Source organism: Salinicoccus sp. ID82-1, assembly GCF_021991715.1.
GTDB lineage: Bacteria > Bacillota > Bacilli > Staphylococcales > Salinicoccaceae > Salinicoccus > Salinicoccus cyprini.
In genome coordinates, this window is record NZ_JAGFLY010000004.1 from 281,717 (window position 1) to 296,257 (window position 14,541).

A 14,541-nucleotide genomic window follows, 5' to 3' on the forward strand; every position below is an offset into this window, starting at 1 on the left:
AGGAGGATAACTATGGCAAGTAATATGAAATATGATGTTGTTGTCATCGGTGCGGGGCATGCCGGCGTTGAAGCAGGACTGGCCTCGGCACGAAAAGGGCTCAGAACGCTCATGCTGACAATCAACCTTGATAATATCGCCTTCATGCCCTGCAACCCTTCAGTAGGGGGGCCTGCAAAAGGCATTGTAGTCCGTGAAGTGGATGCACTCGGCGGACAGATGGCAAAAGTGATAGATAAGACACACATACAGATGCGCATGCTCAATACCGGCAAAGGTCCGGCAGTCCGGGCACTGCGTGCACAGGCGGACAAGGTCCTGTATCAGCAGGAGATGAAACGTGTGCTGGAAGATGAACCGAATCTGGACATTCTTCAGGGCATGGTGGATGAAATGATCATCGAAGACGAAGAAGTCAAAGGCGTCAGAACAAATATCGGTACAGTGTATGAAGCGGATGCAGTCATCGTGACGACAGGCACGTTCCTGCGCGGGGAGATCATTCTTGGAGATTTGAAATACTCCAGCGGTCCGAACCACCAGATGCCTTCCGTACCACTTGCCGACCAGATGAAGGATCTCGGCTTTGATATTGTACGCTTCAAGACGGGCACACCACCGAGAGTCAATTCCGACTCCATCGACTACTCCAAAACCGAAATCCAGCCGGGGGACGATGTCCCACGTGCATTCAGTTTCGAAACAACTGAATTCATCATGGATCAGCTGCCTTGCTGGTTGACCTATACTTCGGAAAATACGCATATGATCATCAACGACAACCTGCACCTTTCAGCAATGTATTCCGGTATGATCAAAGGGACAGGGCCACGCTACTGTCCGTCCATTGAAGACAAGATTGTCCGTTTCAACGACAAGCCGCGCCACCAGATCTTCCTCGAGCCAGAAGGTCGCGATACGAAGGAAGTCTACGTACAGGGCCTTTCTACAAGCATGCCTGAAAATGTACAGAGGGAAATGCTCGCTTCCGTTCCAGGCCTTGAAAATGCCAGAATGATGCGTGCAGGCTATGCCATCGAATATGATGCGCTTGTACCGACGCAGCTTTGGCCGACACTCGAGACGAAGAAGATCAAGAATCTTTATACCGCTGGTCAGATCAATGGTACAAGCGGCTACGAGGAAGCAGCAGGACAAGGCCTCATCGCCGGCATCAACGCAGCAAGCAAATTGCTCGGCGAAGAGGAACTGGTACTCAGCCGTTCCGATGCCTATATCGGCGTACTCATCGATGACCTTGTAACAAAAGGTACAAATGAACCGTACAGACTGCTCACTTCAAGAGCGGAACACCGTCTGCTGCTGCGTCATGACAATGCGGATATGCGTCTGACGGAGATCGGTCACAACATCGGTCTGATTTCGGACGCACGATATGATGCATATCAGTTGAAGAAGCAGAACATCGAAGATGAGATCGAACGTCTGAAAGGAATCCGTATCAAGCCGAATGAACTGGCCCAGTCCATCATTGCGGAAAAAGGCGGCACTGCACTCAAGGATGGCATTCTTGCCATCGAGCTGCTCAGACGTCCGGAAATGGATTATGATTCCATTATGACTATAATGGAAGATGAAACGACGCTGACACAGGAAGAGTATGAACAGGTTGAAATCCAGGTGAAGTACGAAGGCTACATCAAGAAGTCGCTTCTTCAGGTCGATAAGGTGAAACGCATGGAGAAGAAGAAGATTCCAATGGACATCGACTATGACGTCATCCATTCCCTTGCCACTGAAGCCCGTGATAAACTGAAGACGGTCAAGCCGCTTGATATCGCCCAGGCTTCAAGAATATCCGGTGTCAATCCTGCAGACATCTCCATTCTGCTCGTCTACATCGAACAAGGTGACATCAAACGGGTGAATGCATGAGAGAAGGACAGTTCATCGACGCACTGAAGCAACAAGGTATTGAACTGACTGATGTTCAGGTGGGCCAGTTCAGAAAGTATTTCGACATGCTGGTCGAGTGGAATAACAAGGTCAATCTGACAGCAGTAACTGATGAAGCGGACGTCTATCTGAAACACTTCTATGATTCATTGACACCATTGTTCCATGTGGATATTCCAGAAGGTGCGAGCATCTGCGACGTAGGTGCCGGTGCCGGTTTCCCGAGTATTCCAATGAAAATAGTCAGACCGGATATCAAGGTGACCATAGTGGATTCGCTGAACAAGCGCATCATGTTTTTAAATGAGCTGACAGCAGAACTCGATCTGGATAAGATGCATCTGGTGCACGACCGTGCCGAAAACTTTGCGCAGGGGGCACAGCGGCATATGTTCGATATCGTAACGGCACGGGCTGTCGCCCAGCTGAATGTATTGGCGGAACTCTGTCTGCCACTCGTCAGAACAGGCGGGCGATTTATCGTACTGAAAGGCCGCAAGGGTGCCGAGGAACTTGAAGACAGCCGCTTCGCCCTCGAGCTTCTCGGCGGAGAACTTGAAGGGATGCACAACTTTACGCTTCCGGAAGAAGACAGCGAACGGTATATACTGGATATCAGGAAGCGAAGAAAATCACCCGGGAAATATCCGAGAAAAGCGGGTACTCCGAACAAATCTCCATTAAAATAAAAGGCAGGTGTGGCATGTGAAGAAACCATTTTCAAGACTTTTCGGTCTGATAGACAAAAGTGAAGATCAGCAGGAGAATGTATCATTGCAGCACTTGCCGATGGAAAATATCGTCCCGAACCGGTATCAGCCGCGGACGGAGTTCGATCGCGATCGTATCAGGGAACTGGCGGATTCCATCGAGGAGCATGGATTGCTCCAGCCCATCACTGTGCGCCCGATCGAAGAGGGAATGTATGAAATTATTGCAGGGGAACGCAGATTCAGAGCATTGAAGATGCTCAATCGGGAAGAAGCAGAAGTCATCGTGAAATATCTGACCGATACCGAATCTGCTGCCATCGCGCTGATAGAGAACATCCAGCGCGAAAACCTCTCCAGCATCGAAGAGGCGAAAGCCTATAAGAAACTGCTCAAGATGGATGGCATCACACAGAAAAATCTGGCTCAGAATCTCGGCAAGAGCCAGTCCTTCATTGCCAATAAGCTCCGTCTTCTGAAGCTCTCCGACGAAGTGATCGAAGCACTCCAGAAGCAGGAGATTACAGAACGCCATGCCAGATCGCTGCTCAGTCTTGAAGATGAGATGCAGGGTGAAGTCCTCGACGAGATCAGACGGGAAAAGATGACGGTCAAGGACACGGAGCATGCTGTCAAAAAGAAGCTGAAGCATACCAATGATGCGCTTGATTTCAACGATGATGTCTCTTTCGTTCTGAACGATCTCAACCGGGAAGTGGATAAGCTGAAGAACAAAGGCTTCAATGTTTCCTATGAGGCGTCCGATGAAAAGGCATTTCATGAGGTGACGATCAAGATATACAAATAGACACTCACTTGTGTGGGTGTTTTTCTTATGTTACAAATGGCAAGCTGGCTGATATAATAACAGCATGTGATTTTTACATACAGGAATGCTGCACTGGAGGTAATGGACATGGCGAGGCAAAAAGGATTGGGCAAAGGTCTCGGAAAGGGACTGGATGCTCTATTTTCCGGAATCAGGGAAGGTGAGGCAGTCATCGAACTCAAAATTTCCGATATCAGAAGGAATCCATATCAGCCCCGGGTTGAGTTCAACGAAGAAAAGTTGAAGGAACTGGCTGAATCAATTGAAAATCATGGTGTCATCCAGCCGATCATCGTCAGAAAGTCCGTCAAAGGCTATGATATCGTTGCTGGAGAGAGACGTTACCGTGCAAGCAGACTCCTAGGGCGTGAAACTATACCGGCCATCATCAAGGAGATGACGGATACGGAAATGATGGAACTGGCCATCATTGAAAACCTGCAGCGGGAGAACCTGAACCCGCTCGAAGAGGCACTGAGCTACCGGCAGCTGATGTCGACATTGAATATCACCCAGAGTGAAGTGGCCCAGAGGCTCGGCAAGTCACGGCCCTACATTGCCAACATGCTGAGACTGCTCAATCTGCCCCAGACCATCCGGCAGCTGATCAACGACGATGAGCTCTCGGGCGCCCACGGGCGGACACTGCTGGCACTCAAGGATCCCTTGCAGATGGAAGAAGCCGCAAAGCATGCTGTGCGAGAGCAGTTGAGTGTCAGAGCACTTGAAGCCTACGTGAAAAGCCTTCAGGAAGTGACAGTAGCCAAAAAGCCCAAGCAGCGCAGGCCGGCATTCATCGAGCGGCATGAAGCAATGCTCAAGGAGCGGTTCGGCACGACAGTGGAAATCAGGAAGAAGCGGAAAAAGGGCACCATTTCCTTTGAATTCAGAAGCGAAGAGGAATATAAACGGATCATGTCCTTGCTGGAAAATGAATAAAATGAAAAGTGAAGGTGAAAAATTGTGAGTTTGTTTAGTCTTAATCTTGGTAGCACAACATCGCTGGATGAGCCGGTGGATCTTTCGTTTATTGAGGAAATCATGGCTGAAATCAAAAATCCAGATTTGTGGATTGGAATCGGCGCCAGGATACTAGCGGCGATTGCACTGATCATCGTAGCAATGATCGTCATTAAAATCATCAACAGGATCATAGGCAACTTCTTTATCGTCAAAGGCAGGTCCCGCCTCAAAGGAACAGATAAACGCAACCAGACACTTGTCAACGTACTGCAGAATGCAGTGACGGTCTTCATCTGGTTCGTCATCATCATGATGATTCTTGAATCCTTCAGTCTGCCTGTACGCACACTCCTTGCCGGTGCCGGTGTAGTCGGTCTGGCTATCGGTTTTGGTGCGCAGAGTCTTGTAAAGGACATCATCACCGGATTCTTCATCCTTCTTGAGAACCAGTTTGATAAGGGTGATTTCATCAGAGCGAATACTTCCGGCGCTACCGTAGCGGAAGGTGAAGTGCTATCTTTCGGCCTCCGTGCGACAAGAATCCAGGGCTGGGAAGGTGAATTGTTCATCATTCCGAATGGTATCATCAATGAAGTGGTCAACTTCTCGCGCTATAATGCGATAGCGATGCTGGATATCAACGTTGCAGTCGAAGAGGATGTCAAACGGATTGAGAACATACTCGAGTCCTACTTTACTGCACATTGGCAGGAGGAGGAGACTCTGATTGCGAAGCCTGAGGTTCTCGGACTGCAAGGCATCCAGAATGGTGAAGCAATCATACGTGTCATGCTTGAAACACAGCCGATGGAGCACTTCGGAGCGACACGTCGCATGAGACAGGCAATTAAGAGTCATCTTCTGGAGCATGGCATCCAGATTTCTGTACCGAAGATGGATATTCAGCAGTTCGATACCACTAAAAATAAAGGTGAATAGTCATGGCCAAAGATTATGATCTGAACGATATTGTTGAAATGAAGAAGCAGCATCCATGTGGCAACAGGATGTTCCGTATCACCCGCATGGGGGCGGACATCAAAATCAGATGCACCCAGTGCGATCGGGTGATCATGATGCCACGACGCGATTTTGAAAAGAGAATGAAAGCAGTAAAACAAAAATATGAAGCATAAAGGTGATTAAAAATGGCTTTGACAGCAGGTATCGTCGGGTTGCCGAACGTCGGTAAATCCACACTATTCAACGCAATAACAAAAGCAGGCGCGCTCGCAGCAAACTATCCATTCGCAACAATCGATCCGAACGTCGGCATCGTGGAAGTACCGGATGAGAGACTGAATGTACTGACGGAGATGGTGGAACCGAAGAAGACCATCCCGACCGCTTTCGAGTTTACGGATATCGCCGGCATCGTGAAGGGTGCTTCCAAAGGGGAAGGGCTTGGCAACAAATTCCTCGCCCACATCCGCGAAGTGGATGCAATCTGCCAGGTTGTCCGTGCGTTTGATGATGAGAATGTGACACACGTTTCAGGCAAGGTCGATCCGATTGATGATATAGAAATCATCAATATGGAATTGATTTTTGCTGACCTTGAAAGCATCGAAAAAAGACTGCCGCGCCTCGAGAAGATGGCGAGACAGAAAGACAAGGAAGCGATGGCAGAACAGGCGCTGCTGTCCAAGATCAAGGAAGGTCTGGAGAACGACCAGCCGGTCCGTGCGCTTGAATTTACTGAAGACGAAGCGAAGCAGGTCAGAACGCTCCACCTGCTGACGCAGAAGCCGATGCTTTATGTAGCGAACGTAGCAGAAGACGAACTGGGTGATCTGGATCAGAATGAATACCTCAAATCGATTCAGGAATACGCTGAGAAGGAAGGCTCTGAGGTCATTGTCATTTCTGCGAAGGTCGAAGAGGAGATTGCGGTGCTGGATGATGAGGAGAAGGAGATGTTCCTCGAAGATCTCGGTATCGAGGAATCCGGTCTCGACAAGCTGATCAAGGCGGCATACGGCCTGCTTGGACTGGCAACATACTTTACAGCCGGTGTGGAAGAAGTCAGGGCATGGACGTTCAAGGAAGGCATGACAGCACCGGAATGTGCCGGTATCATCCATACCGACTTCCAGAAAGGTTTCATCCGTGCAGAGACGGTCAGCTATGACGATCTCGTCAGCAACGGTAATATGACTAAAGCCAAAGAGGCCGGCAAAGTCCGTCTTGAAGGCAAAGAGTACATCATGAAAGACGGGGACGTCGTTCATTTCAGATTTAATGTATAGAAACATTGTAAAATGAATCAATGACTGGTATAATGTTGGATTGTGAGTAATGAAAATTATTCCTTGCCTATTTCCATGTAGATAGGCCGCTAAAGACCATAAGGAGGTGTAGAAGATGAAGGCATATGAAATTCTATATGTTATCCGCCCGGATATCGAGGAAGACGCGAAAAAAGCGCTTGTTGAGCGTTTTGACAACGTACTGACTTCCCAAGGTGCGGAAATCGTCGAATCAAAAGAGTGGGGTAAACGTCGTCTGGCTTACGAAATCAATGATTTCAAAGAAGGCTTTTATCACATCATCAAAGTCAATGCTGATGTGGAAGCAACAAGCGAATTCGATCGTTTGGCCAAAATCAACAATGACATGATCCGTCACATCATTGTTGTTGATGAACAAGCTGAAAACAACAAGTAATAATACAATGGAGTTGATTACATGCTGAACCGTGTTGTATTAGTAGGGCGTCTTACTAAAGACCCTGAACTGAAAGTCAGTCAAAGTAATATTTCTGTAGCGACCTTCACACTGGCGGTCAACCGCCCGTTTACGAGTTCGAATGGTGAGCGCGGTGCAGACTTCATCAACTGTGTGGTTTTCCGTAAACAAGCAGAGAACGTCAACCAGTATTTGAAGAAAGGCAGTCTGGCAGGAGTAGATGGCAGATTGCAGAGCCGTTCCTATGAGAACAAAGAAGGTCAAAGAGTGTATGTGACTGAAGTAGTGTGTGATAGTGTGCAGTTCCTGGAGCCTAAAGGGCAGCAGGGGCAAGGCAGTAATCAACAGTATAATAACAATTCCGCAGATAGCTACCAGAATGCGTACGGCAACCAGTCCACTGGTTCCAGACCGGCACCTCAGCAGTCGAGAAAGAACTCGAATGAAGAGAACCCATTTGCCAATGCAGATGGACCGGTCGATATCAGTGATGATGATCTACCATTCTAATTGATATCCAAAGAACGGGTATGTGTAATAAACGTGTGAAAAGTGTGTGTGTGCATATATGGGATATAGTGTGATATTCCATATGATAGGCATTCCGGATAATCCGGAATGCCTTTTTTATTTCACAATAAATCACCGTGACTGTGTTCTATAATGCCTTACGAATGTTTATAATTGTAGATGAACCTATAATCGAGAATGGAGCATTTTTATGAGAAGGATCATGCTTGCATGCATGCTGATATTCATGATGCTTGCCGGCTGCAGCAGTGCTTCCGGCGAAGCAGAGCAGTCTCTGACCGTTTCGGCAGCAGCGAGTCTCGGTGATGCCATGGACGAAATAAAGACGTTTTATGAAGAAGCAAATCCCGAGGTTTCGCTGTCCCTCAATTTCGGGGGATCAGGGACATTGCAGAAACAGATTTCCCAAGGCGCCCCTGTGGATCTTTTCATATCAGCAGCAGAAGACAGATTCCAAATACTGCTTGATGAAGGCAGGATGGATGACTCGGCACATACCGAACTGCTCGGCAACTCGCTCGTTCTTATCGTGCCAGAAGGAAACGAAGAGATTGCCATGGACGAACTGGATCATGTGGATACACTTTCCATCGGTACACCAAGTACAGTTCCGGCCGGCATGTATGCCAAGGAAGCACTGAAGTCTTTGGGCCAGTTTGAAACATTGGAAGGGAATATTGTCTACGCGAAGGATGTCAGGCAAGTGCTGTCCTATGTGGAAACAGGGAATGTCGATGCAGGCATTGTCTATCGTACAGATGCTGTGGGGAGCGAGAAAGCCACCATTACTGAAGAAATTTCTCCATCTCTCCACACCCAGATCAACTATCCGGCGGGTGTACTGAAAGATTCGCAAAATCACGAAGCCGCAATGGATTTCTATAAATTTCTCCAGTCCGAAGCGGCACTGAAGGTGTTTGAAGACCATGGATTCACGACTCAGTAGCATTACATTGGAAGCCTTTCTCGAGCCGGTCCTCCTTTCTTTGAGAGTGTCCATCATCGCGTTCATCATCGTGTTCATTCTCGGTACTTTGACAGGAAAATGGATGGTGGATCGCAGGTTTAGAGGCCAGTCCGTCGTAGAGACGATCATCATGCTGCCACTGGTACTGCCGCCGACGGTAGTCGGATTTCTGCTGATCATCCTTTTCGGCAACAACAGCATTCTGGGAGAGTGGATTACATGGATCTTCAGCCAGCCTGTCATTTTCACCTGGTATGCCGCAGTGATTGCGAGTACTGTTGTCGCCTTTCCGCTGATGTACCAGTCCGCCAAGGCAGGATTCCAGAATATCGATAGAGATGTTGAAGAAGCAGCCAGGGTGGACGGTGCAGGACACTTTCAGACATTCCTCCGCATATCCATCCCTCTTGCATCGAGAGCGCTCATGGCAGGTGGTATACTGAGCTTTGCCAGAGCTCTTGGGGAGTTCGGTGCGACTTTGATGTTTGCCGGCAATATCCCCGGGGTCACACAGACGGTGCCGACTGCCATCTATATCGCGCTTGATTCCGGGAGGATGACGCTTGCCTGGTTGTGGGTCATTACCATCATCATCATTTCATTCATCATGCTGTTCATTGCGAGAACAAAAAATCCAAGCCGATAATTGTTTGAGTAGAAGATACAATTAACATAATTCTTGGATTGACAACAGTCCTGAAAATGTGTAAAATATACCATGCACATACAAAGACACTTCCACACGTTCATAAGAAATAACAAAATTATAGATATGAACATGCTTACGCAGTACCCACACACTACTGCAACGCAGCGTTCAATCTGTAGAGGAGGATAACTCATGGCAGGTCCAAGAAGAGGCGGTCGTCGCCGCAAAAAGGTTTGTTACTTCACAGCTAATGGCATTACGCACATTGACTATAAAGAAGTAGATCTCCTTAAAAAGTTCATTTCAGAACGTGGAAAAATTCTTCCAAGACGTGTAACAGGTACTTCTGCGAAGTATCAGCGCCAGCTTACAAAAGCGATCAAGCGTTCACGTCACATGGCATTGCTTCCATATGTTAAGGAAGAGCAATAATATAGGCTAAGTGTTAAACCCTTGGAGCGGCAACGTTTCAAGGGTTTTTGTTATGTTCTTATTGAGCTATCGAAGAAAATCTCCTACTGCACTGGTATGCTACAATAGTATAAAGTTAACCTATTACACATAAGGGGGGGATGTTTCGGATGAATAACGATGGAGAAACACCTGAACAGAGAAGAGAGAGATTGAGGCAGGATGAACTGAAAAATAATCCAGGCGGCAATCTGAGAGATGCTTCGGGTAGAGCAGGTGGTGGCAGTCTCACCGATTTGACAGGCGGCCTGGGCTCGAAAGGGCTTGGCATACTGATCCTGATTATTATGATAGTGGCAGCCATCGGTTTTCTCATTTTCAACTAATAGCAGTAATTGTTCACACAATGTTCACTTATGAAGCGGGTTGCTATATAGGTATACTGACTCTTATTGATTAGAAAAGGAGATTCATGTATGCCAACTACAAAAAAAGAAAGCCTAGTTTTTAGTATGATCATGTGCTTTTTCATGGTCTTTATCATGACCATATACAATGAAGTTTTAAACGGTAGTATTTTCACCATGTCTTTTTCCAAGCAGGTTGTCAGTTTCATCTTCGCCTATGTGATCGCTCTATTTCTGGATATGGTTCTGATTGCGCCGATCGCTAAGGGTATCGGCCACAAAGTCTATAGTATGACATCGAAGAAGATCTTTATGATATTGACCATCTCGTTCTTCATGGTGACTGGAATGGCAATGCTGATGTCCATCTTCGGTCTAGTGATGTCATCCATGAACACTGATGCAGTGGGTAATATATCATTGGTCAATCTGTATCTATCCACTTTCCTGAAAAACTTCATTTTTGCACTGCCGCTGCAACTGATTGTAGTAGGGCCGCTGGTCAGATTCATCTTCAGTAAAATATATGTCAGGCAAGCCGCTGCAGCTTAGCTATAACTGTTCAGCCAGTCAGATGATAAGACATAAAGAAACCCCAGTGACTAAATAAAGTCATTGGGGTTTAAATCTATTACTAGAATCTATTTCTGTCGTTATCCAGACGGTCGTTGTCCAAACCATCTCTATCCAGACGATCATTATCAAGCGTGCCTCTTGAAGTGTCGGTTTCATCAATGTCTACGTCTTCACGACGGACATCTTCGGAAACGTGCTCTGTATCTCTGACTTTATCTTTTTTGACAACAACTTCTTCGCTTACTACATCTTCTTTTTCAACGTTTACACGCTCTTCGTTGATAGCAACATTGATGGAGTCGTTGTCTGTTGCATCGATATCACCAGCTGGCCGGTTACCATCTACAGGACGGCGTTCGATTGTTACTTCGTCACGCTCTACAGGGACATCGAATTCCTGGTGTTCTGTTTCGGTATGCTTATCAATGTTTACTTCGCCTGTTTTGACATTCTCTTTATCTACATTCAGTCGTTCTTCACGGAGTTGAATTTTTTCTTCATCAGTCAAGTCCGTTCTGTCGGAAAACTCATCATTAATTCCATCATTATTATTCAGTGCTCTTTCATCCACGTTATATACACCTTCTCTTTCTCCTAGTGGCGCATCTCTTTCAGTGTCCACTACATTTTGATCGCGACGTCCTTCGACCATGTCGTCATTGATTACACGGTTATCTCTTTCACCATCACGATAGTCTTCACCACGTTCCGGAAGGTCAGCTCCATCAACATAACTGTTTTCATGACGTCTCCGCTCATCGCCAATTCCACCAGCAGCAGCCGTTGCGCCAGCAGCACCCGTTACGCCTGGGCGGTGTGCACTGCCTGGAGTGGAATCCGGGCGGTTCGCTGTTTCGCCGGTATCTACTCTATCGCTTTCATCTTCCAGCAGTGGGTCAGTCGGATAGTCAGTAGTACCACTCTCAATTTCATCATTTACATATAGAAGGATTTTACCGCTGTCCAATGCCTGTCTATATTCTTCTTCTTCTTCGGAGGACAGGTTCATGTTTGACATGACACGCTCTTCCGGTTGCTCTGCAGAAAACCATGAAACGATTTTGTCCCAAGTAGTACCTTCAGATGTCTTGTAATTAACATCAGTGTAGTTCAATGAGGAACCTTCAAGCTCTTCTCTGGATACTACAGTGATCTGGTCTTCGTTGATACCTTCGGATTTCAGTTGCTCGATTCTACCCAGCATTTCCTGTTCACTTGTATAGGATTCAATCTCACGCATAACTCTTACCTCCATTTTTTTAAATAGTTAATTGTCGTTATGACTCTTACGTTTACTTCTTCAATTCCATTTTTTTATACTTTCTTTGCATGTAATAAATGTATACCCATCATGAAATCGAATAAACTAAGCATGAAAATTTAAATAGACAGAAGTATCAACATTATGGAATAATATTCTAAAAAGGGTGGGAACATTTGGAAAATGTAGGAGAAAAAATCAGGGGGAGAAGAAAGATGATGGCATTCTCCCAGTTGAAGTTGGCTGAAAATATAACATCCCAATCTGCGATATCGAGACTGGAGAATGATATATTCACCATTCCTTTGAATGAACTGATGGACGTTCTCGAAAGATTGAATCTGAGCATACATGATGTGTTTTGTGGGAACTATCTGGCTCCTTTCCATACTATTCAGCAAGAATTGGATGAATGCAGAACAAGTGGAAACTACATAAGAATGGAAGAGATAATAGCAAGTGAATGTGATGAGTTTTGGAAGCAATCTCCTGAGCTGGAAGGTTATCGACAGTGGCATCTTGGAATCATAGAATATTCAAAAGGCAATTTTAAGGAAGCACTTCATGAAATTAATAAAGCAATCGCAAAAAACAGCACTAATGAATGGATGTACGAAAAAGTGGCGGAAATGTATCTGGCCAAAGGAAATATTTTGAGCAAAATGAATATTGATGCTGTTGAATTTTACAAAGACGCAGAAGTCTACTATGCTCACTCGGGGAAAAAATCATTCAAACTCATAGTTAAAGTGCTGTGCAATCTATCCATAAGCTACTGTAAGAGAAGAGATTATGGACGCGCGATGAAGTATGCAGTTAAAGCAGAGGAATTACTGCAGAAAAATGAATCAACATTCCTGCTTTGCGAAATTCTATATAATAAAGTAATTTCACTTAATGTACTGGGATATTCGGACGAAGCAACAGAGATTCTAGAGAAATCAGAGTATTTGTATATGATGGGAAATAAGCTTGAATTGTACGAAAAACTGAAAAATTATTCCCCGGAGAATATTTCATCATAAGAGCTATTATAAATGTGGGTTACCTCCTAAAATATATGTAATGCTATTAACTGGCATATGACTAATAAGGAGGAATATTATCTATGAAGCATATTTTTATGGCGTTAGTTATTGCACTCAGTTTTACAAGCGTGGATCTTGATCAGGAATTCAGCGCAGCCAAAAAAAGCAACTGCCTGTGCCTGCACTATATTTTCTAAATGAAGGTAGACGACACTAAGATGATAAATCTGGAAAATCCTGTTATGCGTCTGCTGTACTTCAATCAGTATAAGATTCTAAGTCTGCTGGATCCGATAAATCGCTCGTCTTATGGCTACTATATGGACATTCTCGTTGAAGGGATACAGAAAAGGTATCCTGACATTCTGGAAATGGTCAATGCGGAGGGTATAAGAGTGGATGTTTCTGATGAAGTGGATCTGATTCTTGAGATGTTTGCAAAATTGGAAAAGTCGTTGGATTGTCTCCCGGATGAGTTACGAAATGATCTGGTTGATAAATATCATGTATATTTCGGAGGTTTTGACTGCAGCAGCAAGGTGGAGCATCATTGTTTTATATATTATAATTTTCTAAAGCGTCATCAGAAGGTCAACATTCAGAAAAGGACAGGGATGCACGCGAACCTGTCTCTTCATCATTATCGACAGATGGCTGTGACTTATAGGTCCCTAGGCTATGTGGCCGTACTGTCGGCTGAACAGATCCGGAGGGTCTGCATTCGAAAGGGCAGGGAATCGCAGCTGCTCCGTCCCATCCATATAAATTTCCCGGAACCATGGGGAGCGGGTGGTGCACAGCTGGTGAAGGAAGAAAGATTTGATCTGGAAGAATAAACATCTAAAAAACGATTTGGAAACGCACTTGCGCTCCAAATCGTTTTCTCTATTTAATAGGATCTCTGGCTTCTGCTTTGAAATCCGCTTCTGCGCTTTCGTCCTTGTCTTCTTTTCTGCGTTCCATCATTCCGTAATCCGTATAGAACATCAGGTAGTTGCCTTCACTGATCTTATATAGATATCTTTCGACTTCATCTTCATCAGGCAGATAATAATGCAGGAACCTTTCCGCGGGTTCACTTCTGGCCAGTATTTCCTTGAGTCCTCTATCATCCGGAACATGCATGTGGTATGTTACTTCTGTATACTCCAAAGCATCAAATTCTCTGTCGTCCCTGCCGAGCAGATGGATATCTTCTTCATAATACCCTTCAGATTTCAACTGAGCCATTCGATCGAGTACAGCTTCCTGACTATCGTAAAGTTCAAAATAAATCACAATGGACCTCCTTTTTCAGTTTTTATGTATGTTTACATTTCTATTCCCTGATAGCCCTTCCCAAAACGCCAATAGTCATATTAATTAAATTTTCTGTATTGTCTATCTTATTTGAAATGGATTGTTTATAATGGGCTTTTTTGCTATCATAAGTAATTAATTATTTTATTTCATATAATCATAATAATATGGATTATGAGTTTCTAGGCTTTACCTTAAATAAAGCTGCTATGAAATAACAATTGGATATTCAGCAATAGCTGTATTTCTATTGTTCCTATCATATGCCTTATTTAAGGTGCACTGTTTGAAAAATAGGAGGCATT

Annotated in this window: 18 protein-coding genes and 1 riboswitch; of the genes, 16 read left to right on the forward strand and 2 right to left on the reverse strand. The window is 45.3% G+C overall.

Features of this window, described 5'->3' with window-relative positions; translation table 11 throughout:
• Positions 1-12 precede the first annotated feature (12 nt).
• The 14 genes from mnmG to J4760_RS11335 all read left to right on the forward strand — a co-directional run bounded on the left by mnmG (position 13) and on the right by J4760_RS11335 (position 10,624).
• Entirely contained in the window at positions 13-1,896 is a 1,884-nt protein-coding gene (mnmG, locus tag J4760_RS11270; protein WP_237605748.1) for a tRNA uridine-5-carboxymethylaminomethyl(34) synthesis enzyme MnmG, read from the forward strand.
• Positions 1,893-2,606, forward strand: coding sequence for a 16S rRNA (guanine(527)-N(7))-methyltransferase RsmG (gene rsmG, locus J4760_RS11275; RefSeq protein WP_237605749.1), 714 nt, complete (start codon positions 1,893-1,895; stop codon positions 2,604-2,606). Before mnmG ends, rsmG begins: the two co-directional genes overlap by 4 nt.
• A 16-nt stretch (positions 2,607-2,622) precedes the next feature.
• Positions 2,623-3,435, forward strand: coding sequence for a ParB/RepB/Spo0J family partition protein (locus tag J4760_RS11280; protein WP_237605750.1), 813 nt, complete (start codon positions 2,623-2,625; stop codon positions 3,433-3,435).
• A 108-nt stretch (positions 3,436-3,543) separates the two neighbouring features.
• Complete coding sequence (locus J4760_RS11285) at positions 3,544-4,395, forward strand: ParB/RepB/Spo0J family partition protein (protein ID WP_281287284.1); 852 nt, start codon at positions 3,544-3,546, stop codon at positions 4,393-4,395.
• Positions 4,396-4,419: 24 nt separating this feature from the next.
• Positions 4,420-5,358 (forward strand): mechanosensitive ion channel family protein, encoded by a 939-nt coding sequence (locus tag J4760_RS11290; protein ID WP_237605751.1) that lies wholly within the window; start codon positions 4,420-4,422, stop codon positions 5,356-5,358.
• Between the two features lie 2 nt (positions 5,359-5,360).
• Entirely contained in the window at positions 5,361-5,555 is a 195-nt protein-coding gene (locus J4760_RS11295; protein ID WP_145287454.1) for a DUF951 domain-containing protein, read from the forward strand.
• Between the two features lie 12 nt (positions 5,556-5,567).
• Positions 5,568-6,668 (forward strand): redox-regulated ATPase YchF, encoded by a 1,101-nt coding sequence (gene ychF / locus J4760_RS11300; protein WP_237605752.1) that lies wholly within the window; start codon positions 5,568-5,570, stop codon positions 6,666-6,668.
• 115 nt (positions 6,669-6,783) lie between these two features.
• Positions 6,784-7,086, forward strand: a complete 303-nt coding sequence (gene rpsF, locus J4760_RS11305; protein ID WP_237605753.1) for a 30S ribosomal protein S6 — start codon at positions 6,784-6,786, stop codon at positions 7,084-7,086.
• 21 nt (positions 7,087-7,107) lie between these two features.
• The gene (gene ssb / locus J4760_RS11310) at positions 7,108-7,617 is read left to right on the forward strand and encodes a single-stranded DNA-binding protein (RefSeq protein ID WP_145287446.1); all 510 of its coding nucleotides are present in this window, start codon (positions 7,108-7,110) and stop codon (positions 7,615-7,617) included.
• Positions 7,618-7,828: 211 nt separating this feature from the next.
• Positions 7,829-8,584, forward strand: coding sequence for a molybdate ABC transporter substrate-binding protein (gene modA / locus J4760_RS11315; protein WP_145287443.1), 756 nt, complete (start codon positions 7,829-7,831; stop codon positions 8,582-8,584).
• The gene (gene modB / locus J4760_RS11320; protein WP_145287440.1) at positions 8,565-9,251 is read left to right on the forward strand and encodes a molybdate ABC transporter permease subunit; all 687 of its coding nucleotides are present in this window, start codon (positions 8,565-8,567) and stop codon (positions 9,249-9,251) included. Before modA ends, modB begins: the two co-directional genes overlap by 20 nt.
• 195 nt (positions 9,252-9,446) lie before the next feature.
• Complete coding sequence (rpsR, locus tag J4760_RS11325; protein WP_031546752.1) at positions 9,447-9,686, forward strand: 30S ribosomal protein S18; 240 nt, start codon at positions 9,447-9,449, stop codon at positions 9,684-9,686.
• A 149-nt stretch (positions 9,687-9,835) separates the two neighbouring features.
• Complete coding sequence (locus tag J4760_RS11330; protein ID WP_237605754.1) at positions 9,836-10,051, forward strand: DUF6366 family protein; 216 nt, start codon at positions 9,836-9,838, stop codon at positions 10,049-10,051.
• Positions 10,052-10,141: 90 nt separating this feature from the next.
• Entirely contained in the window at positions 10,142-10,624 is a 483-nt protein-coding gene (locus J4760_RS11335) for a DUF2798 domain-containing protein (protein ID WP_145287434.1), read from the forward strand.
• A gap of 82 nt (positions 10,625-10,706) precedes the next feature.
• Here the strand turns inward: J4760_RS11335 and J4760_RS11340 are convergent, their stop codons facing one another.
• Complete coding sequence (locus J4760_RS11340) at positions 10,707-11,888, reverse strand: DUF2382 domain-containing protein (protein ID WP_237605755.1); 1,182 nt, start codon at positions 11,886-11,888, stop codon at positions 10,707-10,709.
• A gap of 197 nt (positions 11,889-12,085) precedes the next feature.
• On the opposite strand from J4760_RS11340, the gene J4760_RS11345 reads away from it, so the two are divergent.
• Positions 12,086-12,934, forward strand: coding sequence for a helix-turn-helix domain-containing protein (locus J4760_RS11345; RefSeq protein WP_237605756.1), 849 nt, complete (start codon positions 12,086-12,088; stop codon positions 12,932-12,934).
• Between the two features lie 221 nt (positions 12,935-13,155).
• Positions 13,156-13,773 (forward strand): YfbU family protein, encoded by a 618-nt coding sequence (locus J4760_RS11350; RefSeq protein ID WP_237605757.1) that lies wholly within the window; start codon positions 13,156-13,158, stop codon positions 13,771-13,773.
• A 49-nt stretch (positions 13,774-13,822) separates the two neighbouring features.
• Here J4760_RS11350 and J4760_RS11355 read toward each other — a convergent pair whose 3' ends face one another.
• The gene (locus J4760_RS11355; protein ID WP_145287423.1) at positions 13,823-14,215 is read right to left on the reverse strand and encodes a general stress protein; all 393 of its coding nucleotides are present in this window, start codon (positions 14,213-14,215) and stop codon (positions 13,823-13,825) included.
• Positions 14,216-14,365: 150 nt separating this feature from the next.
• Positions 14,366-14,466: riboswitch (purine riboswitch) on the forward strand.
• Positions 14,467-14,541: the final 75 nt, after the last annotated feature.

Bases quoted from the DNA above. Each gene is read 5' to 3' on its own strand.
- J4760_RS11350 (WP_237605757.1), top strand. From the start codon at position 13,156: ATGATAAATCTGGAAAATCCTGTTATGCGTCTGCTGTACTTCAATCAG.
- J4760_RS11330 (WP_237605754.1), top strand. From the start codon at position 9,836: ATGAATAACGATGGAGAAACACCTGAACAGAGAAGAGAGAGATTGAGG.
- ychF (WP_237605752.1), top strand. From the start codon at position 5,568: ATGGCTTTGACAGCAGGTATCGTCGGGTTGCCGAACGTCGGTAAATCC.
- rpsF (WP_237605753.1), top strand. From the start codon at position 6,784: ATGAAGGCATATGAAATTCTATATGTTATCCGCCCGGATATCGAGGAA.
- J4760_RS11340 (WP_237605755.1), bottom strand. From the start codon at position 11,888: ATGCGTGAGATTGAATCCTATACAAGTGAACAGGAAATGCTGGGTAGA.
- rpsR (WP_031546752.1), top strand. From the start codon at position 9,447: ATGGCAGGTCCAAGAAGAGGCGGTCGTCGCCGCAAAAAGGTTTGTTAC.
- rsmG (WP_237605749.1), top strand. From the start codon at position 1,893: ATGAGAGAAGGACAGTTCATCGACGCACTGAAGCAACAAGGTATTGAA.
- J4760_RS11285 (WP_281287284.1), top strand. From the start codon at position 3,544: ATGGCGAGGCAAAAAGGATTGGGCAAAGGTCTCGGAAAGGGACTGGAT.
- J4760_RS11295 (WP_145287454.1), top strand. From the start codon at position 5,361: ATGGCCAAAGATTATGATCTGAACGATATTGTTGAAATGAAGAAGCAG.
- modA (WP_145287443.1), top strand. From the start codon at position 7,829: ATGAGAAGGATCATGCTTGCATGCATGCTGATATTCATGATGCTTGCC.
- J4760_RS11335 (WP_145287434.1), top strand. From the start codon at position 10,142: ATGCCAACTACAAAAAAAGAAAGCCTAGTTTTTAGTATGATCATGTGC.
- modB (WP_145287440.1), top strand. From the start codon at position 8,565: ATGGATTCACGACTCAGTAGCATTACATTGGAAGCCTTTCTCGAGCCG.
- ssb (WP_145287446.1), top strand. From the start codon at position 7,108: ATGCTGAACCGTGTTGTATTAGTAGGGCGTCTTACTAAAGACCCTGAA.
- mnmG (WP_237605748.1), top strand. From the start codon at position 13: ATGGCAAGTAATATGAAATATGATGTTGTTGTCATCGGTGCGGGGCAT.